This window comes from Microvirga sp. P5_D2, from assembly GCF_054049475.1.
Genome location: NZ_JBFUMH010000014.1, coordinates 45,517 through 61,016 on the forward strand (window position 1 = coordinate 45,517; position 15,500 = coordinate 61,016).

The 15,500-nt window shown below is 60.9% G+C and carries 15 protein-coding genes, 3 pseudogenes and 1 other annotated feature; of the genes and pseudogenes, 12 read left to right on the forward strand and 6 right to left on the reverse strand.

Going from position 1 to position 15,500, the window contains the following annotated elements:
* Nucleotides 1–64 precede the first annotated feature (64 nt).
* From ACXJKO_RS07110 to ACXJKO_RS07125, 4 genes and pseudogenes are all read left to right on the forward strand, one after another.
* Nucleotides 65–805 (forward strand): sigma-70 family RNA polymerase sigma factor, encoded by a 741-nt coding sequence (locus tag ACXJKO_RS07110; protein ID WP_457090389.1) that lies wholly within the window; start codon nucleotides 65–67, stop codon nucleotides 803–805.
* 20 nt (nucleotides 806–825) lie between these two features.
* The gene (locus ACXJKO_RS07115; protein ID WP_457090390.1) at nucleotides 826–960 is read left to right on the forward strand and encodes a hypothetical protein; all 135 of its coding nucleotides are present in this window, start codon (nucleotides 826–828) and stop codon (nucleotides 958–960) included.
* A 15-nt stretch (nucleotides 961–975) separates the two neighbouring features.
* The gene (locus ACXJKO_RS07120) at nucleotides 976–1,122 is read left to right on the forward strand and encodes an I78 family peptidase inhibitor (RefSeq protein WP_457090404.1); all 147 of its coding nucleotides are present in this window, start codon (nucleotides 976–978) and stop codon (nucleotides 1,120–1,122) included.
* Nucleotides 1,123–1,502: 380 nt separating this feature from the next.
* A pseudogene (locus tag ACXJKO_RS07125) lies at nucleotides 1,503–1,772 on the forward strand (DDE-type integrase/transposase/recombinase); the annotation flags it as partial.
* A gap of 63 nt (nucleotides 1,773–1,835) precedes the next feature.
* Here ACXJKO_RS07125 and ACXJKO_RS07130 read toward each other — a convergent pair.
* Nucleotides 1,836–2,144 carry a hypothetical protein gene (locus tag ACXJKO_RS07130; protein ID WP_457090391.1) on the reverse strand — a complete coding sequence of 103 codons (309 nt, stop codon included), beginning with the start codon at nucleotides 2,142–2,144 and terminating at the stop codon, nucleotides 1,836–1,838.
* An 806-nt stretch (nucleotides 2,145–2,950) separates the two neighbouring features.
* On the opposite strand from ACXJKO_RS07130, the gene ACXJKO_RS07135 reads away from it, so the two are divergent.
* Both ACXJKO_RS07135 and ACXJKO_RS07140 read left to right on the forward strand, forming a co-directional pair.
* Nucleotides 2,951–3,529, forward strand: coding sequence for a DUF6894 family protein (locus tag ACXJKO_RS07135; RefSeq protein WP_457090392.1), 579 nt, complete (start codon nucleotides 2,951–2,953; stop codon nucleotides 3,527–3,529).
* A 100-nt stretch (nucleotides 3,530–3,629) separates the two neighbouring features.
* On the forward strand, nucleotides 3,630–3,800 hold the full coding sequence (locus ACXJKO_RS07140; RefSeq protein ID WP_457090393.1) for a hypothetical protein: 171 nt from the start codon (nucleotides 3,630–3,632) through the stop codon (nucleotides 3,798–3,800).
* A gap of 118 nt (nucleotides 3,801–3,918) precedes the next feature.
* Here the strand turns inward: ACXJKO_RS07140 and ACXJKO_RS07145 are convergent.
* Nucleotides 3,919–4,104, reverse strand: a pseudogene (locus ACXJKO_RS07145) (IS6 family transposase); the annotation flags it as partial.
* A gap of 136 nt (nucleotides 4,105–4,240) precedes the next feature.
* Here ACXJKO_RS07145 and ACXJKO_RS07150 point away from each other — a divergent pair.
* Entirely contained in the window at nucleotides 4,241–6,973 is a 2,733-nt protein-coding gene (locus ACXJKO_RS07150; protein WP_457090394.1) for a UPF0182 family membrane protein, read from the forward strand.
* A 40-nt stretch (nucleotides 6,974–7,013) separates the two neighbouring features.
* Here the strand turns inward: ACXJKO_RS07150 and ACXJKO_RS07155 are convergent, their stop codons facing one another.
* From ACXJKO_RS07155 to ACXJKO_RS07170, 4 genes and pseudogenes are all read right to left on the reverse strand, one after another.
* Complete coding sequence (locus tag ACXJKO_RS07155; protein WP_457090395.1) at nucleotides 7,014–7,394, reverse strand: hypothetical protein; 381 nt, start codon at nucleotides 7,392–7,394, stop codon at nucleotides 7,014–7,016.
* Nucleotides 7,395–7,719: 325 nt separating this feature from the next.
* On the reverse strand, nucleotides 7,720–8,133 hold the full coding sequence (locus ACXJKO_RS07160) for a hypothetical protein (protein WP_457090396.1): 414 nt from the start codon (nucleotides 8,131–8,133) through the stop codon (nucleotides 7,720–7,722).
* Nucleotides 8,134–8,175: 42 nt separating this feature from the next.
* The gene (locus ACXJKO_RS07165; RefSeq protein ID WP_457090397.1) at nucleotides 8,176–8,448 is read right to left on the reverse strand and encodes a hypothetical protein; all 273 of its coding nucleotides are present in this window, start codon (nucleotides 8,446–8,448) and stop codon (nucleotides 8,176–8,178) included.
* A gap of 165 nt (nucleotides 8,449–8,613) precedes the next feature.
* Nucleotides 8,614–9,785, reverse strand: a pseudogene (locus ACXJKO_RS07170) (IS3 family transposase).
* Nucleotides 9,441–9,558 (reverse strand) — a sequence feature (AL1L pseudoknot). (Overlaps the previous pseudogene by 118 nt.)
* Nucleotides 9,786–9,823: 38 nt before the next feature.
* On the opposite strand from ACXJKO_RS07170, the gene ACXJKO_RS07175 reads away from it, so the two are divergent.
* The 5 genes from ACXJKO_RS07175 to ACXJKO_RS07195 form a co-directional block, all read left to right on the forward strand.
* Nucleotides 9,824–10,411, forward strand: coding sequence for an IS6 family transposase (locus ACXJKO_RS07175; protein ID WP_457090398.1), 588 nt, complete (start codon nucleotides 9,824–9,826; stop codon nucleotides 10,409–10,411).
* Nucleotides 10,412–10,576: 165 nt separating this feature from the next.
* The gene (locus ACXJKO_RS07180; protein WP_457090399.1) at nucleotides 10,577–12,496 is read left to right on the forward strand and encodes a transglycosylase domain-containing protein; all 1,920 of its coding nucleotides are present in this window, start codon (nucleotides 10,577–10,579) and stop codon (nucleotides 12,494–12,496) included.
* Between the two features lie 58 nt (nucleotides 12,497–12,554).
* Entirely contained in the window at nucleotides 12,555–13,829 is a 1,275-nt protein-coding gene (locus ACXJKO_RS07185) for a lytic murein transglycosylase (RefSeq protein ID WP_457090400.1), read from the forward strand.
* 32 nt (nucleotides 13,830–13,861) lie between these two features.
* Nucleotides 13,862–14,860, forward strand: a complete 999-nt coding sequence (locus tag ACXJKO_RS07190) for a metallophosphoesterase (protein WP_457090401.1) — start codon at nucleotides 13,862–13,864, stop codon at nucleotides 14,858–14,860.
* A 70-nt stretch (nucleotides 14,861–14,930) separates the two neighbouring features.
* Nucleotides 14,931–15,500: IS6 family transposase (locus ACXJKO_RS07195; RefSeq protein ID WP_457090402.1), on the forward strand; the 570-nt coding region annotated here is incomplete at its 3' end.

The window sequence follows — 15,500 nt, forward strand, 5'->3', positions numbered from 1 at the left end:
ACTGCGTGAGCTTGTCACAGCCTGGTAGGTTGATGCCACAGAGATCAAGCAACATCTCCTTCTTATGGCTGGCTCCAAGTTCAGGCCACCCAACCCCATTGTTCTTGGCGACGTGGTCCGGGAGCATCTGGGACAACAGTTGCGTGGCGTCTATTCCGACCTCATTGTCTCCGATCTGCCTTCGGATCTCGTCAGGCTGATCGGACGCCTGGAGAGCTCCATTCGGATCCCCCACGATCCGCATGATCCGGACTTTGTCGACGAACTTCTGAACTCCATCCCTTCTCTGCGCGCCTTTGCCATTTCGCTCACCCATGACGTGGATCGCGCGGAAGACCTGGTGCAGAGCACGCTCCTGAAGGCGTGTGACCGGCGCAACCGGTTCGAGCCGGGCACCTGCCTCCAAGCTTGGCTGTTTACGATCCTGAAGAACAACTCCTATACGGAGCACCGCAAGCGCAAAAGGGAGGTGGAGGACATCGAAGGCGCCTGCGCCGCACGCCTGATCGTGCTGCCGGATCAGCTGTCTGGGCTGGAGTTGCAAGATCTCTCGCAGGCGCTATCGAAGCTACCGGCGTGGCAGCGCGAGGTCCTCCTGCTGGTTGGCGCGGAGGGCCTGAGCTACGAGGAAATCGGCGCCCGTCAGCACGTCACCGTGGGCACGATCAAGAGCCGGGTCAACCGGGCCCGCCACCATCTCGCGGAGATCCTCGGTCTGGGACCGGACGATGCCGTCGGCACTCGGTTCTCGCACCCTGAGCGGGCGGAACGCCGAGGCGCAGAGAGCTTGCATCACCTCGGGTGATCTGAGAGCGGAGGCATTGCATGAGCGTGCGTGTAATCCGGTTCTTGGCGGTCCTCCTGACCGCACTCGCCCTGATCCCGACCGGAGGGCTCGCCCAACCGGCTCCGGACCGGCAGGCCTGTGCGACGGGCGAGGCGCAGGCCGTCATCGGGTAACCCTACTCGCCCGAGCTGGCCGAGCGGGCCCGCCGGACAGCCGGGGCTCGCGAGGTCCAAAAGATCGAGCCGGGGGGCGCCTACACGACCGACCTGAATGCCGATCGGCTGAACATCGAGGTGGACCGCGCCGGCATCATGACAGGCCTCCGCTGCGGATGACGTTCCATCGGCATCGGGTTCGCCGCAGTGGTCCGGGCCACCGGAATGCCCATTCTCGCTGGCCTGGGGAGACCGGAGGAGCATCGGCGGGCCCAAGCAAACCCAATAGTGCATCCAGGTGACTTGAGCCTTGGTCACGCCCTGAGAGGCATCCGCCATCCTCTCGATCCCCAGATTGGTCCCATCGGCCTGTCATTCGGCTTTGAACCCAGACCCTGTCGCTTGCCAACCGTAAGCCTCTCGGTGGCTTGAGGTCTTTCTCAGAGTGAGAGGGTCACGAGCGGCGCCGACTGTGACCCCTCGTCATAGCTGTTTGTTTCGCATGTTCAGCCGGTTGCACCTGTTCTGAAAGGGGTCAACGTTTCGGTGCCGATTTACACGCCAGACGCCAAGTCATGCCAAGAGTGGAGCACCGCTCCCACAAAGGCTTGAATAATAGAGCAGAGAACTCCCATCTCCCGTTGAGAAAGTGGGAGCGGATGATGCAGGGTTTTCGGTCTGTGGGCGGCCTGCAGCGGTTTGCCCCCGTCTTTGCTGCTGCCAGAAATCTGTTCGTTCCACCTCGCTCATACTGATCTGCCCTTGCTACCCACCTCCACCGCCTGCAAGCCATGGCAGCATGGAAGGCTGCAGCGGGCGTTCTTGCTTAAAATCAACGAGGCTGGGCTGATTACAATCTCCTCAGGTTTATGTGACATCTCCCCAGAAAGTGCTCAGTGGCGCCAGCTTTCCGGTGTGATTGGCAACTCTCCCGTGACGTCCACGTGAGCAAGGTCGCTCGCTGAATGCAGTGCCGTCCCTGAAAACGTAAGATTGAGAAGGCGGCCCTCGTCCGTGAGAAGTTGGATGTCCCTGCGGCCGAATATGTCCTTGAGAATGGCGGCGGATAGCTGGATCTCGCCACAACAGGTAACTCCCACCGGGTCCTTGAAGAAGCCTTCGAAATCGTAGGCCGCACGCGCGATGTGCTCGCCGTTACACTGCAGGGCGCCATATCCTGAGATCGTGCCGAGATAATGCATAACCAGCTCCGGTGGGTTATGAATTCTGAGGCTGTGTCCGTCCATCCGCCTCCAGAGCGGCTGTGAGCTCTGCCGGGTTGACATGGAAAACCTGAGTAGGGCCGCCAGAGACTGAGATCGCCGGGACGTGCAGCATCGTGGCCGTACGCTGGAATGCGAGGAATGAAAGGCCGAGGATCTCTTCCTCATCTGTCACAAGACGGTAGGTTCCTGCTGGCTGAGGACGGTCGAGAGAGGCTAACGTGAACGGACGCCTGAAAGTGACAGTTGTCTCAGTGGTTCGGGTCGCCATGATCCGCACCTCTTCTCGCGAAAGCCGTAATGCAACAAGTCCATCTTAGTTCTATATGGGGATGATGGGCCTGTTTACAGCCGCATCCATAAATAAAAATCAGCAAAACGCCTTTGTGTTATCTAAGAATTACATGCAGGTGTATAGTGTATTTTATCAGATGATAGGATTGGTAAGATTGATCACTTATCTTGCTTACCGGATTTTTGGGCCAGAAGCAGAAAAATATTAAGTCAAGCGGCTATCCCGGTCCTGCTCATCGTCGGATGCCTCCTCGTGGACGACGTGGGCCTTCGAGAGCGATCGGTCGAACGCCCAATCCCCGGCAGTAATGGACGATAAAATGTTCAATAAATTTCACCTGCCCTGGAGCAACGATCCACTGAACCTGACGCTCATCGCCGTTGTGATGGCGGCCTCCATTGCTATGTCCTTCATCGTCGTGCGCAGCTGGTCCTGGTGACACGTGAGGGGGGACAGGTGACATCGCCCGAGTACCGGAAAGGATCCTGTCATGAGAACGCATCGGTACGCCGCCGGCCAGCGCGTCAGCTACGCTGAAGACTATTCGCCCAACAGTATGTGGCTGAGTGGTTACGAGATTGTTTCCCTGCGGCCCTCCGGCAACCGGGAGCCTCAGCATCAGGTCCGGAGCGCTGGTCAGACCTATGATCTGGTTGCCTGGGAGTCTCAGCTGCAGGAGTTCGCAAGAAGGACGGTGCACTTGAGTCATCATGCTTTGCGAACCACGATGGCCCTGACATCACCAGAGCGTCGCGCTCGCCAAAACCGCGATGATCCGAAAGGACCAAGCCAGCATCAGGACCTCACAAGGTGGGAGGATGAGGGCGGTGCGCCCCGATCAGGTCACCACTTCAGTGAACCATCTCCAGCGCAATCCGAGGCGGGAACAACTCTCTACTATCTCAATATCCGGAACGAGAGCAGCCTCACGGAGGATCCCGAGGGAAACAGGTACCCTGACCTTCAGGCCGCGCGGGATGTCACCTTCACGATAGCCAACGCCATGATTGCGGAAGGTGAGCAGCAGGGCGAGGAGCGGCGGGGCTGGTACATTGAGATTACGAACTGAGCCAATCAACTGGTGCTAACGGTCGCGTTCGCGGAAGTTCTCGGCCCCAAGGCAGCGCGCTATTTACTGCCACAGTACGGCCTCGGCAAGGGAGCCAACCATGAGCAAGAGCCCTCTCAATATCATCCAAAGGCTTGTGCACTCGATCCGCAAGGCCGTGAGGATGCTGGAGGATTATCCAGAACCGCCTCCGAAGGTCAAGCTGGATGGCCGGCGCGGGTATGGTGACGGCGCCATTCCATCGCCGGACCGATCTCATGACAGCGAATAACCCACCAAGCCTACGTTAATATGAAACGCGATGGGCACCGTTAAGTTGTTGGAGAAGGATACAACGATCCCAGCCCGAGGGTGGATCAGGCGACGTTCGCGGTGCGGGTTATCTCAGTCTAGGCTTGGAAGGCCCGAGCACGGGCAAAGCGATGATAAGCAGCGCGGGTCGATGCAGGACGGCGGAAGAGCTTTGCGATCTTATCAGGAACCGAGAGGAAGCGCTGGGCCTGGCCAGCGGATTGGCATAATCTCTCGCTGGCGGCACCGGAGCTCGCAAGTTTGTCGGTGATGATCACGCGCGGCGCGGTGACCTTCTCCCTGGGAATTGGACTGGCCAAAGTGGGAATTTTCCCGTAAAGGGCCTATACTGGAAGCGACGAACTTCGGATGCGCCTTGCGCGGACGGGGCGCGCGGGAGCCACCACACGGAGGTGGATCATGCCCTGGAGACGCACGGCGCTCGCCGCAGCCGTCATTGTGACCTGCCTGGCCGGTTTAGATATCATCCTTGACCGGGTGGTCGACTGGACATGGTTTTTAGCCATCGGCTACTTGGATGTGTTCTGGACGATCCTCAGCACCAGGGTCTTGTTGTTCCTGACTGTCTTCGCAGCAACCGCCATCACCATCGGGTGGAATGGTTGGCTCGCATCCCGACTTGCCACGTCGGGGACCGGGCGCTTTCTTGAACTCGCACGAGCCACTCAGCACCCACCGATCTCGGCTAGCGAGCCAGACATCGTGCGTCGACGCCTCCCTCTTATGGTCGTGGGGGCGGCCGTCATCCTCGGAGCGCTGCTGGCCGCTGCGGAGACGACCAACTGGGATGTTCTCCTTGGACTCATCTATCAGGTGCCCTACGGTCAGCGCGATCCGGTCTTTGGCAACGATATCGGCTTCTATCTCTTCTCACTCCGAGCCTATATCGCCCTCAAAGATTGGATGCTGCTGACGGTTAGCCTAAGTGCTCTCGGCGCCGGAGCCGTGTATTGGCTGCATGGCCATGTCGAACTCGACAGCCACCGCCGAGTCATGTCCCGGACTGCCATCGCCCACGGCTCCGCGTTGCTCGGTGTCTTCTTCGCCGTAAAAGCGTGGTCGTATGCGCTCGACCGCTATCTCCTGCTGTACGGTGACAATGGTGTCGTGGTGGGGGCAAGCTACACGGACCTGCATGTGGAACTGCTGGTCCTCTGGCTGCTGGTTGGGCTTGCAGCCCTGGCAGCTATTGTGTCGTGGACCAATCTGTGGATCCGCACTTATAGGCTCCCTTTAGCAGCTGCGGCGCTGGTCTTCGGGAGTGCCTTCGTCCTGGCTGAGGTATTTCCTGTCCTGTTCGAGCGCCTGTTCGTGAACCCCAACGAACTGGAGTTGGAGAGGCCTTACATCCAGCAGAACATCACGCTGACCCGACAGGCCTATAACCTCCATCGAATTACGACCAGGGCCTTCCCGGTCGAGCAGAGCCTCACGTCCGCTTCGCTCCAAGCCAATCAGGCGACCATCGACAATATCCGGGTGTGGGATGAGCAACCGCTGATGGCCACTTACCGTCAACTGCAGGAAATCCGGACCTACTACAAGTTTGGCGACGTCGATGTCGATCGTTACTGGCTCGACGGGGCATACCGGCAGGTGATGCTGTCAGCCCGGGAGCTCGCGTCCAACCTCCTGCCCCCCAACGCTCAGACTTGGGTCAACCGCCATGTGCTGTTCACGCATGGGAACGGTGTGATCATGAGCCCGGTCACCCGCAAAAGTGCCGAAGGGCTGCCGGTCTTCTATCTCGGCGATATTCCGCCCGTTGCGTCCGGAGGGCCTCCCGTCCGCGAACCCCGTATCTATTACGGCGAACTGACCGACACCTACGTCCTCGTCAAAGGGAGCACGCCGGAGTTCGATTACCCCAAGGGCAAAGACAACGTCTACGCGCCATATGGGGGCGTTGGCGGAGTCCCAGTGGGCAGTGCGGCCCGAAGGGCGCTCTTCGCCTGGTACTTCAATGATCCCAACATCCTGATCAGCAGCTATCTCACCGCCGAGAGCCGGATCATGTTCCGACGGACCATCAAAGAGCGCGTGGAGACGATTGCTCCATTCCTCCACCTCGACCACAATCCCTATCTCGTGGTCAGCGAGGGCCGTCTTTTCTGGGTGCAGGATGCCTACACAACGAGTGATTACTTCCCATACGCAGTCCCTTATCACGGAGGCGGAGGGCTCAATTACATCCGCAACTCCGTCAAGGTCGTGGTCGATGCCTACAACGGGTCGGTCGACCTATACCTGGCGGATCCCTCCGACCCGATTGCCATAACCTATCAGCGCATCTTTCCAGGCTTGTTCAAGGCCATTGCGGCCATGCCACAGGACTTGCAGAGGCATCTTCGCTATCCGGAGGATCTCTTCCTGATTCAGGCGCACACATACGGGGCGTACCACATGGAAGCTCCGGAGGTATTTTATAATCGGGAGGATCTCTGGCAGTTTCCCCGCCAACCGGCAGACGGCGGCACTGCTCCAATGGCTCCTTATTACATGATCATGCGCCTGCCGGACGAGCCTGAGGCCGAGAACATCCTGATGCTCCCAATGGTACCCAGCCAGCGCGAGAACATGATTGCCTGGCTGGCAGCCCGGTGCGATCCGCCCCATTACGGCGAGTTGATCGTCTTCGAGTTTTCTAAAGACAAGCTTGTGTACGGCCCGTTCCAGATCGAAGCGCGCATTAATCAGAACCCTGCGATATCGCAGCAACTTTCCCTCTGGAACCAGCTGGGCTCGCGCGTCATCCGCGGGAACCTCCATGTGATCCCAATCAACAATTCCATTCTATACGTGTCACCCTTGTATCTGCGGGCATCAACGGGACAGATCCCGGAGCTCAAGCGCGTGATCGCTGCCTATGGCGACAAAGTCGTCATGGAGGAAACACTCGCTCAGGCCCTGGCGGCTCTGTTCACGGAATCCATGCAAGCCTCGCAGCAAGCAAGGGCACCATCCGGAGGTTTGACGGCGGCCCCGGAAACCGATCGCGCCAGAGAGGCTCTCGGTCACTACCGCCAAGCGATGGAGCGGCTGAAGGCGGGAGACTGGCAGGGTTTTGGAGCGGAATTGGATAAGCTCGGAAGGGTTCTTGAGCGATCCACTGAGTCAATCGGCGAGCCGTAGATCGGTCAGGGGACGAGGCTGTGTTGCATTCACTTGAGCATCAGCCATGGCGGCCCAATAGTACTTCCTTGGCCAGGTTCACCCTGGCTGCAAGATACGTGGAGCCTCCCTGATCGGGGTGCAATTTCTTCATAAGTGTCCGGTGGGCCTGCCGGACTTCGTCCGGGCCTGCTCCGGGCTGAAGTCCCAAGATCTGGCGGGCCTCCTCCTGTGTCATCGCACCCGATGAGGGCCGAGTTCCCGGATGTGTCTGCTCATCATCTCGGCCCGCTGCGCGCCAGTCGGGATAGCGCCGGTCGAGATAGGCTTCCAGGAGGCGCACGCCATCCGGGTCACTTGCATGGCACTCCGTCAGGAGCCGGAGTAGGTCAGTCTGATCGAGAGCGTTGAGCCGCCGCCCAGCGAATGTCCCAACCAGCACGGAACCATCCATCTCACCTGTGTCATGGTCAAGTTCCATCTCGAGGAGTGCAGAGCGAACCCGGGAGGTGCGGCCGGGACTCCGCGGCCCAGTCCGCCTGGGCCAGGAAACCTGAGGCCATCCCATCCGAGAAGCCAAGCTCCAAGGCTGCCGAGCACGAGGACTATATCGACTCGCCCGCGCAAGCCAAGCAATACGGCAGCACCAAGCGCCAGGATACCACCCGTTCGCCTGATAACCTTTTCCACTGCAGCCGGGTTGCTCTGGGTAAAGCTGCTCAGGAGCCACCATAGGATAGCGACGGCAGCGATCCCGAGGAACAGCGTCACAGCTTTTGCCCGCTCATCCCGGTCAGGAGAGCCCGCGCTTGTTCGCTGCTGGGAGCAAGCCGGGTGAGGCCCTCAACACCACTTGCCGCATAGGCCGCCGCTGCCCGCAGGAGTTCCGCCAGAGCCTGCGGCGCCGAGGTGTCAAAGCGGGCATAGGCCCCGCCAGTCAGGCGGGCGATCTCCTGAAAGGCCCGCTCCGCAGCTGGATCGTGCCCTTCATGGAACATGAAAGCTTTGACGCCCACAAGCCCAAGCTCACCTGCAATCGCGCAGAGATCGTCAATCGGCTCCTCCATCGCGTCACCGACATAGACAAGAACCTTGAGCGGGGATTGGTCTGCTTCGTTGCGGACGTGGCGGAGTACGCGCCCGATCTGGGTCTGACCACCCCGGCAGGCGATCTTCGTCATGAGATCCATCAAGGTGCGCGGATCGGCGACCCAACGCGAGGCTCAGCATTCGTCGAAGCCCCTGAAATAGACGAGCTGAACTAGGAGCCCGCCGGCTTGGCTGGCGGCTGCGAACATCTCCCCCTGTACACGGCAGGCAAGATCCCAGGTGGGCTGCCGGCTCATGGTTGCATCGAGGGCAAAGGCAAGCCTTGCACGAGAGGCACCACTCTTTGATGGACCCAGCTGCTTCGCCTTCTCCAGAAAAGAATCGATCATCGAGCCTGGACTGCGGATGACTGAGGATGGCGGGGTGAGATGCTTTTTCTCGTTCATTGTGTGCCTCTCTCGGCCTAGATGTAGGTCCAAAAAGGGCTTGTAAATCCAGCATGGTGTCCGATAGCCCGGTCTGCGTGGCGCTCAGCCGACCCTTAGCCAAGCGGCCGGAAGCGACAGAGACTGAACCGCGCCGAGTTTTCCGGAGGCTTGTTGGCTTGGATTTTACGCGGCCATCGGCATGACCTCAAGCTTCGCATAGTAGGCAGCCTCCGCCTCGGCTGGCGGGACGTTGCCGATCGGCTCGAGCAGACGCCGATGGTTGAACCAATCGACCCATTCGAGTGTGGCGAACTCAACCGCCTCGAAAGAGCGCCACGGACCCCGCCGATGGATCACCTCGGTCTTGAACAGCCCGATGACGGTTTCCGCCAGAGCATTGTCGTACGAGTCCCAACACTGCCGACGGATGGCTCAATCCCCGCCTCGGCGAGGCGCTCGGTGTACTTGATCGACACGTATTGAACCCCTCTATCACTATGGTGGATGAGGTTGGCTCGCCAGGGCTGCCGGTCATGCAGAGCCTGCTCCAGGGCATCGAGTACGAACTCGGCCCGGGCCGAGCGTGACACGCGCCAACCGACGATCCGGCGGGCGAAGGCATCGATCACGAAGGCGACATAGACGAAGCCCGACCAGGTCGCCACATAGGTGAAATCGCTCACCCACAGGGCGTTCGGCCGCGGCGCCGTGAACTGCCGGTTCACCCGGTCGCGCGGGCATGGGGCTGCGGCGTCACTGACAGTCGTCCTGATGCTCTTGCCGCGCACCACCCCTTGGAGACCCATCTGCCGCATCAGCCGGGCGACCGCGCAGCGCGCGACCGCAATCCCTTCGCGCTGCATCTGGCGCCAGACCTTGCGCACGCCATAGACCCCGAAGTTGGCCGCAAAGACCCGGCGGATCTCCCGACACAGTTCGGCATCCCGGCGCTCGCGGGCCGGTCTGCGGTCCGGATCGGACTTGCGGGCGGCGTGCTCGTAGTAGGTTGACGGGGCGATCGGCAGCACACGGCAGATCGGCTCGACCCCCGTAGACATCCCGATGCTCGTCGAGGAACGCCGTCATGGCTTGAAGCGGCGGTCGAGCTCCGCCTGGGCAAAATAGGCGCTGGCCTTGCGCAGGATCGCGTTGGCCTGGCGCAGTTCGCGCACCTCCCGCTCGAGGGCCTTGATCTTCTCCTGCTCCTGGCTCGTCGGCCCGGCCCGAAGGCCTTGGTCGCGCTCGGCCTGGCGCACCCAGTGGCGCAGCGTCTCGCGCGAGCAGCCGATCTTGGCCGCAATCGACAAAATCGCCTCATACTGTGAGGAGTACTCGTCCCGGTGATCGAAAACCATACGGACCGCCCGCTCGCGGACCTCTGGTGAATAAGGGGGTGTTCACTTCGTCATGGCTCCATCCTGTCAGGTGTTGGAGCCTCCGGGAATCCCGGCGCGGTTCAGAGCTGCGGCGCCGACGCGGCCAGGTGGGGCGCAGCTGGTATGTGGACGAGACATACCTGAAGGTGCACGGGCGCTGGTGCTACTTGTACCGCGCTATCGACCGGAACGGGAACCTGGTCGACGTGCTGTTCAGTGAGCGCCGCGACATGGCGGCCGCCCAGGCGTTCTTCCGCTCTGCCAAAGCGGTGACCGGCGTGACACCGGACCGGGTCACGACGGACGGCCACGACAGCTATCCCCGAGCCATCCGCACCGAGCTGGGCAAAGGTGTGCGGCACCGGACCAGCGCCTACTTGAACAACAGGCTGGAGCAGGATCACCGCGGCGTCAAAGGTCGCTATGGGCCCATGCGGGGCTTCAAATGCCCGAGATCAGCCGCTCGGTTCTGTCGCGCATACGATGAACTGCGCAACTTCCTTCGCGCTCACTTCCGCCACAACCACTACATTCCCGCTGATTGCCGCAGACTCCAGTTCCTCCGCCGCACCATGACGGTGCTGGCCGTCCTGAAAGCCGCGTGACGGGACGTCGCCGCACGTCCGAAAGCACAGGCTATACTTGCTGGCGCGAGCCCTGACAGAACCAGCATGATAGCTTGGCTGTAACTTCATACCAGTTTCAGCCATAATCCTCATGTTTGTTGAAGGTCTTGGCGCCGAATCGGTCGGCGCGTCATAGGGCCTCAAATGACCCGTGCTCTGGCTTTCGCCACTGCTCTCCTGCTTGCCAGCCTCTCACACGCACCTACCGCACAAGCCGCAGACCCGGTGCACTTCTGGGATCTTCAGTCTCGGTCGCTCCGGCTCCTCGTAGCCTCGCCGCAGGTGATGGTCACCCGCACCGAGACGGGATGGGATGCCTACTGCCGCTGTCCGGTGGTGCTCGCACCTTCAGAGATCCCTGAGATCATGAAGAAGGCCATCGTGGCTGTCGAGGACAAGCGCTACTTTGACCACAATGGCGTCGATGTCGTCTCGCTGCTGTCCGTGCTCAAGGGAGGCCTGACCCGGGGTGGCAGCACGATCCCGATGCAGCTTCTCAAGAACCTGATCTTCCACGATCTGCGAGGAAGTGATGTGCTCAGCCGTCTTGAGCGCAAAGGCGCGGAGGTCTGGTACGCCGGCCTCTTCGATGACGCAGTCGGAAAAGAGGAACTCCTGGCGGCCTACCTCAACCAGATCGAGTTTGGCGGGCGCGATATCGTAGGGCTGTATCGGGCGAGCCGCCACTACTTCCGCAAAGAGCCGAAGGATCTGACCCTCTACGAGGCCGCTCTGCTGGCCGGCATGGTCAAAGCGCCCGCCCGCCTCAACCCGCTTCGGGAACAGACCCGCGATCGAGCGCGCGATCGAGCGCTTCTGGTCCTACAGCTCATGGCAGAACAGGGCATGATTACCGACAAGGAACGCCGCCAAGCCGGGAAGGCTGGGATCCGCCCCGGCATGCTTCCGGAGTTCAAGATCCAGCCGCAGGCCTTCACCGAGTGGGTGGTGGAGACCTGGGGCGACAGGTATGTTCAGCCGGGGGAGACGGTCCGGTTCTTTGTCACCCTGAATCCTCGGTTCCAGAACATGGCCGAGCACCACCTCAGCAAGCTTGCTCGGGAAGGGACAGTCCCGCCGCAGTATGATGCTGGTGCGGTGATGATGACGCCGAACGGGCGCGTGCAGGCGATGGTCGGCTCCATCGATTGGTCTCAGCGCCAGTTCAACAATGCGGTGAAAGCCAATGTTCAGGTGGGCTCGACAGCCAAGCTGCCCCTGCTGATAGCTGCTTGTGAGAACGGCAAGACCCCAGAGAGCCGGGTCTTGGACCAACCGCTCACAGGGACCTGGCCTTCGAATGGCGCACTCGGCTATCGGGGTCAGACGACTCTGAAGGAGACCATCGCCGCGTCGCGCAATGCTGCGGCTGTCCGGCTGACGCAAGAGATTGGGGCTGATACCGTTGCTGAGGTCAGCCGCCGCATTGGCATCGATCCTGGGTCTGTCGCTGACGCTGGCTTTGTCCTCGGCTCCTCCTCGAGCAATGTCATGACCATGACGGCGGCCTATGCGGCTGTCGCTAACAGCGGGTACCGGGTCATCCCATCGGGCGTGCTGGCGGTGGTCGACGGCCGCGGCCAAGTTCGGGCTGACTTTCTCACGCCCATGCGCAAGAGGGTCATTCCGGAGAAGTGTGTCGAGCCGACACGGACGGTTCTGCGCGAGGTGGTGCAGAATGGAACCGGGCGGGCGGCGCGTCTGGAGCGGTGGCCGGCGTACGGCAAGACCGGAACCTCAACCGGGAATGCTGATGCCTGGTTTATTGGCTGGAGCGAGCAGCGGGTGATTGGCGTCTGGATGGGCCGGCGCCGTGGTGAAACCGGGCCTGCTCTTGCCGGTGCTGGTGCTCCCGCTGCTTACTTCGGGCGTGTTGCCAATGCGGCAAACGAGTGGGCCGCGCGTCAGCAGAGACTTGAAGAGCAACGGCTTGCGAGCGTACGCCCCAAGCGAGGTCTTGAGCCGGGCAGGATCGTTGATTGGCTCTCTTCTCTTCCGCAGGCCATGACCATGCCTGGAGCCTCATCAGAGCAAGACATGCCTCGCCGCGAGAAACGGACTTGAGCCATCCGAGCCCTGACCGGATGGCCCCCTGCCACGATCATCCCGATCGAGGGTGCTCATGATGCTCATCCGCTATGTGAGCTGCGTATTGGCAATCCTGCTTGCCGTAGGGATCAGCGCCCTTGTGGCGGCGGGGCACCTGCCTGCGCAGGCGCAGAGATCAGACACACGACAGCTGGTTGAGGCTCAATTCCACGAGTGGCTGGCAGGCACTGTCTGGCCCGATGCGCAAAAGCAGGGTGTCTCGCGCGAAACATTCGACCGCGCCCTCGTGACCCTCACACTGGACTGGAGTTTGCCAGAACTCCAGCCCCCTGGGCAAACAACACCGCCCGACACGCAGCGGCAAGCCGAGTTCCAGAACCCGGGCCGCTATTTTGTCGAAGACCAACTGGCCACCCTCACCAAAGCCGGGAGCAGCCTCCTGAAGCAATGGGCGATCGCTCTGACGATCATCGAACAGCGCTACGGCGTGCCGCGGGAGATCATCGTGGCGATCTGGGGACGCGAGTCACAGTTTGGCCGTGTCGCACCGTCATACTCAGCCTTGAGAGTACTGGCCACGCAAGCCTTCATGGGGCGCCGCCGCTCCCTCTACTACCCAGAACTCCTGGCCGCTCTGCTGATCGTGGAACAGGACCATGTGCCGGGAGAAACCCTGCAGTCCTCTTGGGCTGGGGCCATGGGACAGCCGCAACTGCTGCCCTCGAAGTTCCTGCGCTATGCGGTTGACGCGGATGGAGACGGCCGACGCGACATCTGGCGTTCGGTACCGGATAGCCTGGCGTCCATTGCTAACTATCTGCATGAGCACGGTTGGAAGCCAGAGCGAGTCTGGGGATTAGAGGTGCACATTCCGACAAGTGTTTCCTGCGCCCTAGAAGGGCCGCGGCAGGGCAAACTGGTGCGGGAGTGGGCACAGCTCGGCCTCACGCGTGCCGATCACACATCCCTGCCAGGCGAGAACAGTGACGCAACCGCGTTCTTGCTGATGCCGGCTGGCCGCTTGGGACCGGCTTTTCTGGTGTCAGACAACTTCTATGTGCTCAAGCAGTACAACGAGTCCGATCTGTACGCGCTGTTCATCGGCCATCTCGCTGATCGGCTGCGTGGGGGCTCCAGTTTTATGACGGTTTGGGCGCCAACCGATCCTATGAGGCGAGGCGATATCTGGACCATGCAGGAGCGCCTGCAGGCCCAAGGAAACGATGTCGGCAAGATCGATGGTCTGATCGGCTTTGCAACGCGCACGGCCATTGGCCAGTGGCAGGCGCGCAACCGGCGCGCGGAGACCTGCTTTCCCGATGCCGCCGTGATCCAAATAATCCGGTAGGCTGCATTCGTTATGACGCCTTTAGGGTTCGCATGACAGAGTCCCTCATTCCTCACCTGACGAGTGAGCCTAGTCTCACACCCGACGAGAAGACGGCTCTTGCCGCACTCGAACCGCGAATTGGGCACTCCTACATCGTGCAGCGCCTCAGGCGAGAAGCAGAGTATGAGACTCTCGCGCTGCGTGAGCGCACCCATCTTTTCGACCGTCAGCACTGGCTCTCGAGCCCAGCCCTGATCCGAGGTGGTCTCCGGCTGCTTGGCCTGCATGAGAGAGCTCGGCGCAATGCTCTTGCCATCGAGGTCCGCCACCACGAGGTGCAGCTCCCTCATCTGCCGGGCGCCTTCGACGGGTTCGTGCTCCTGCACCTCGCGGATCTGCACTTCGGCATGAATGAGCAGTTTCTGGACACGCTCATCGGACGCATCGAGCCGCTGCGCTATAATCTGTGTGTTCTGACAGGCGATTACCGCGCTCTCACCTATGGCCCGTATAGAGAAGCGCTGGATGGACTGGAGCGCCTCCGGGCTGCCATCAAGGCGCCTGCTTACGCAATCCTCGGGAACCACGATACGATCCGCATGGTGCCCGCCATGGAGCGCATGGGATACCGGCTCCTGTTGAACGAAGCGATGAGTGTTTCATGTGATGGCGAAGCTATCTACCTGGCCGGTGTTGATGATGCAAACTTCTACCGCATGGCCAACATTGAGCAGGCCGCGGGTGAGATCCCAGCGGGAGCCGTGTCGATCCTGCTTTCGCACACCCCCGAGACGTATCAACGTGCCGCACGTGCTTCATTCGACCTAATGCTGTGCGGACATACGCACGGCGGCCAGATTTGTCTGCCGGGCGGCATTCCGATCCGCACCGAGGCGACCAGCCCTCGCTGCTTTGTCAGGGGCTCGTGGCGGTATGGCAGGATGATCGGCTATACGTCAGTCGGTGCCGGCACCTGCATCGTCGATGTGCGCCTGAACTGCCCGCCCGAGGTGACCCTGCATCGACTTCGGCATTGGACCCCACTCTGACGGGTTCTGTTGCAGCTTTGAAGCTTGGTCGGCCTGAGCTACGACACAAGGGTGCTGAGAAGGGCAGGCGGTGAGGAAAAAGAGCAAGAGCCCGTTTAAGGGTCGACAGTTCACGGCGGAGATCATCCTATGGGCAGTCCGTTGGTACCTGCAGTTCCCGATCAGCTACCGTGACCTTAAACGCTTGTTCTCTGATCGTGGTGGGCAAGTGGACCACACGACCTTGTTCCGCTGGATCCAGGCTTACGCTCCCGAACTCGACAAGCGCCTCCGTCCTCATCGGCGCATAACGAACGGCTCCTGGAGGGTGGACGAGACATATATTCGGGTGAAGGGCGAATGGGTTTACCTCTACCGCGCGGTTGATGCGACAGGGCAGACCATTGATTTCTTGCTCTCAGCCAAGCGGGATGCCGCTGCAGCCCGACAGTTCTTCCGCAAGGCTTTGGGGCAGCCGTACACGGTTAATCCGCGGACCATCACTGTCGACAAGAATGCAGCCTATCCTATCGCGACGAAAGCTATGAAACGCGCTGGAGAGCTCTGGCGCTTTGCCAAACTCCGGCAGGTGAAATTCTTGAACAACATCATTGAGCAGGATCACCGGCGTATCAAGCGCCTGGTCCGGCCAGGCCTGGGC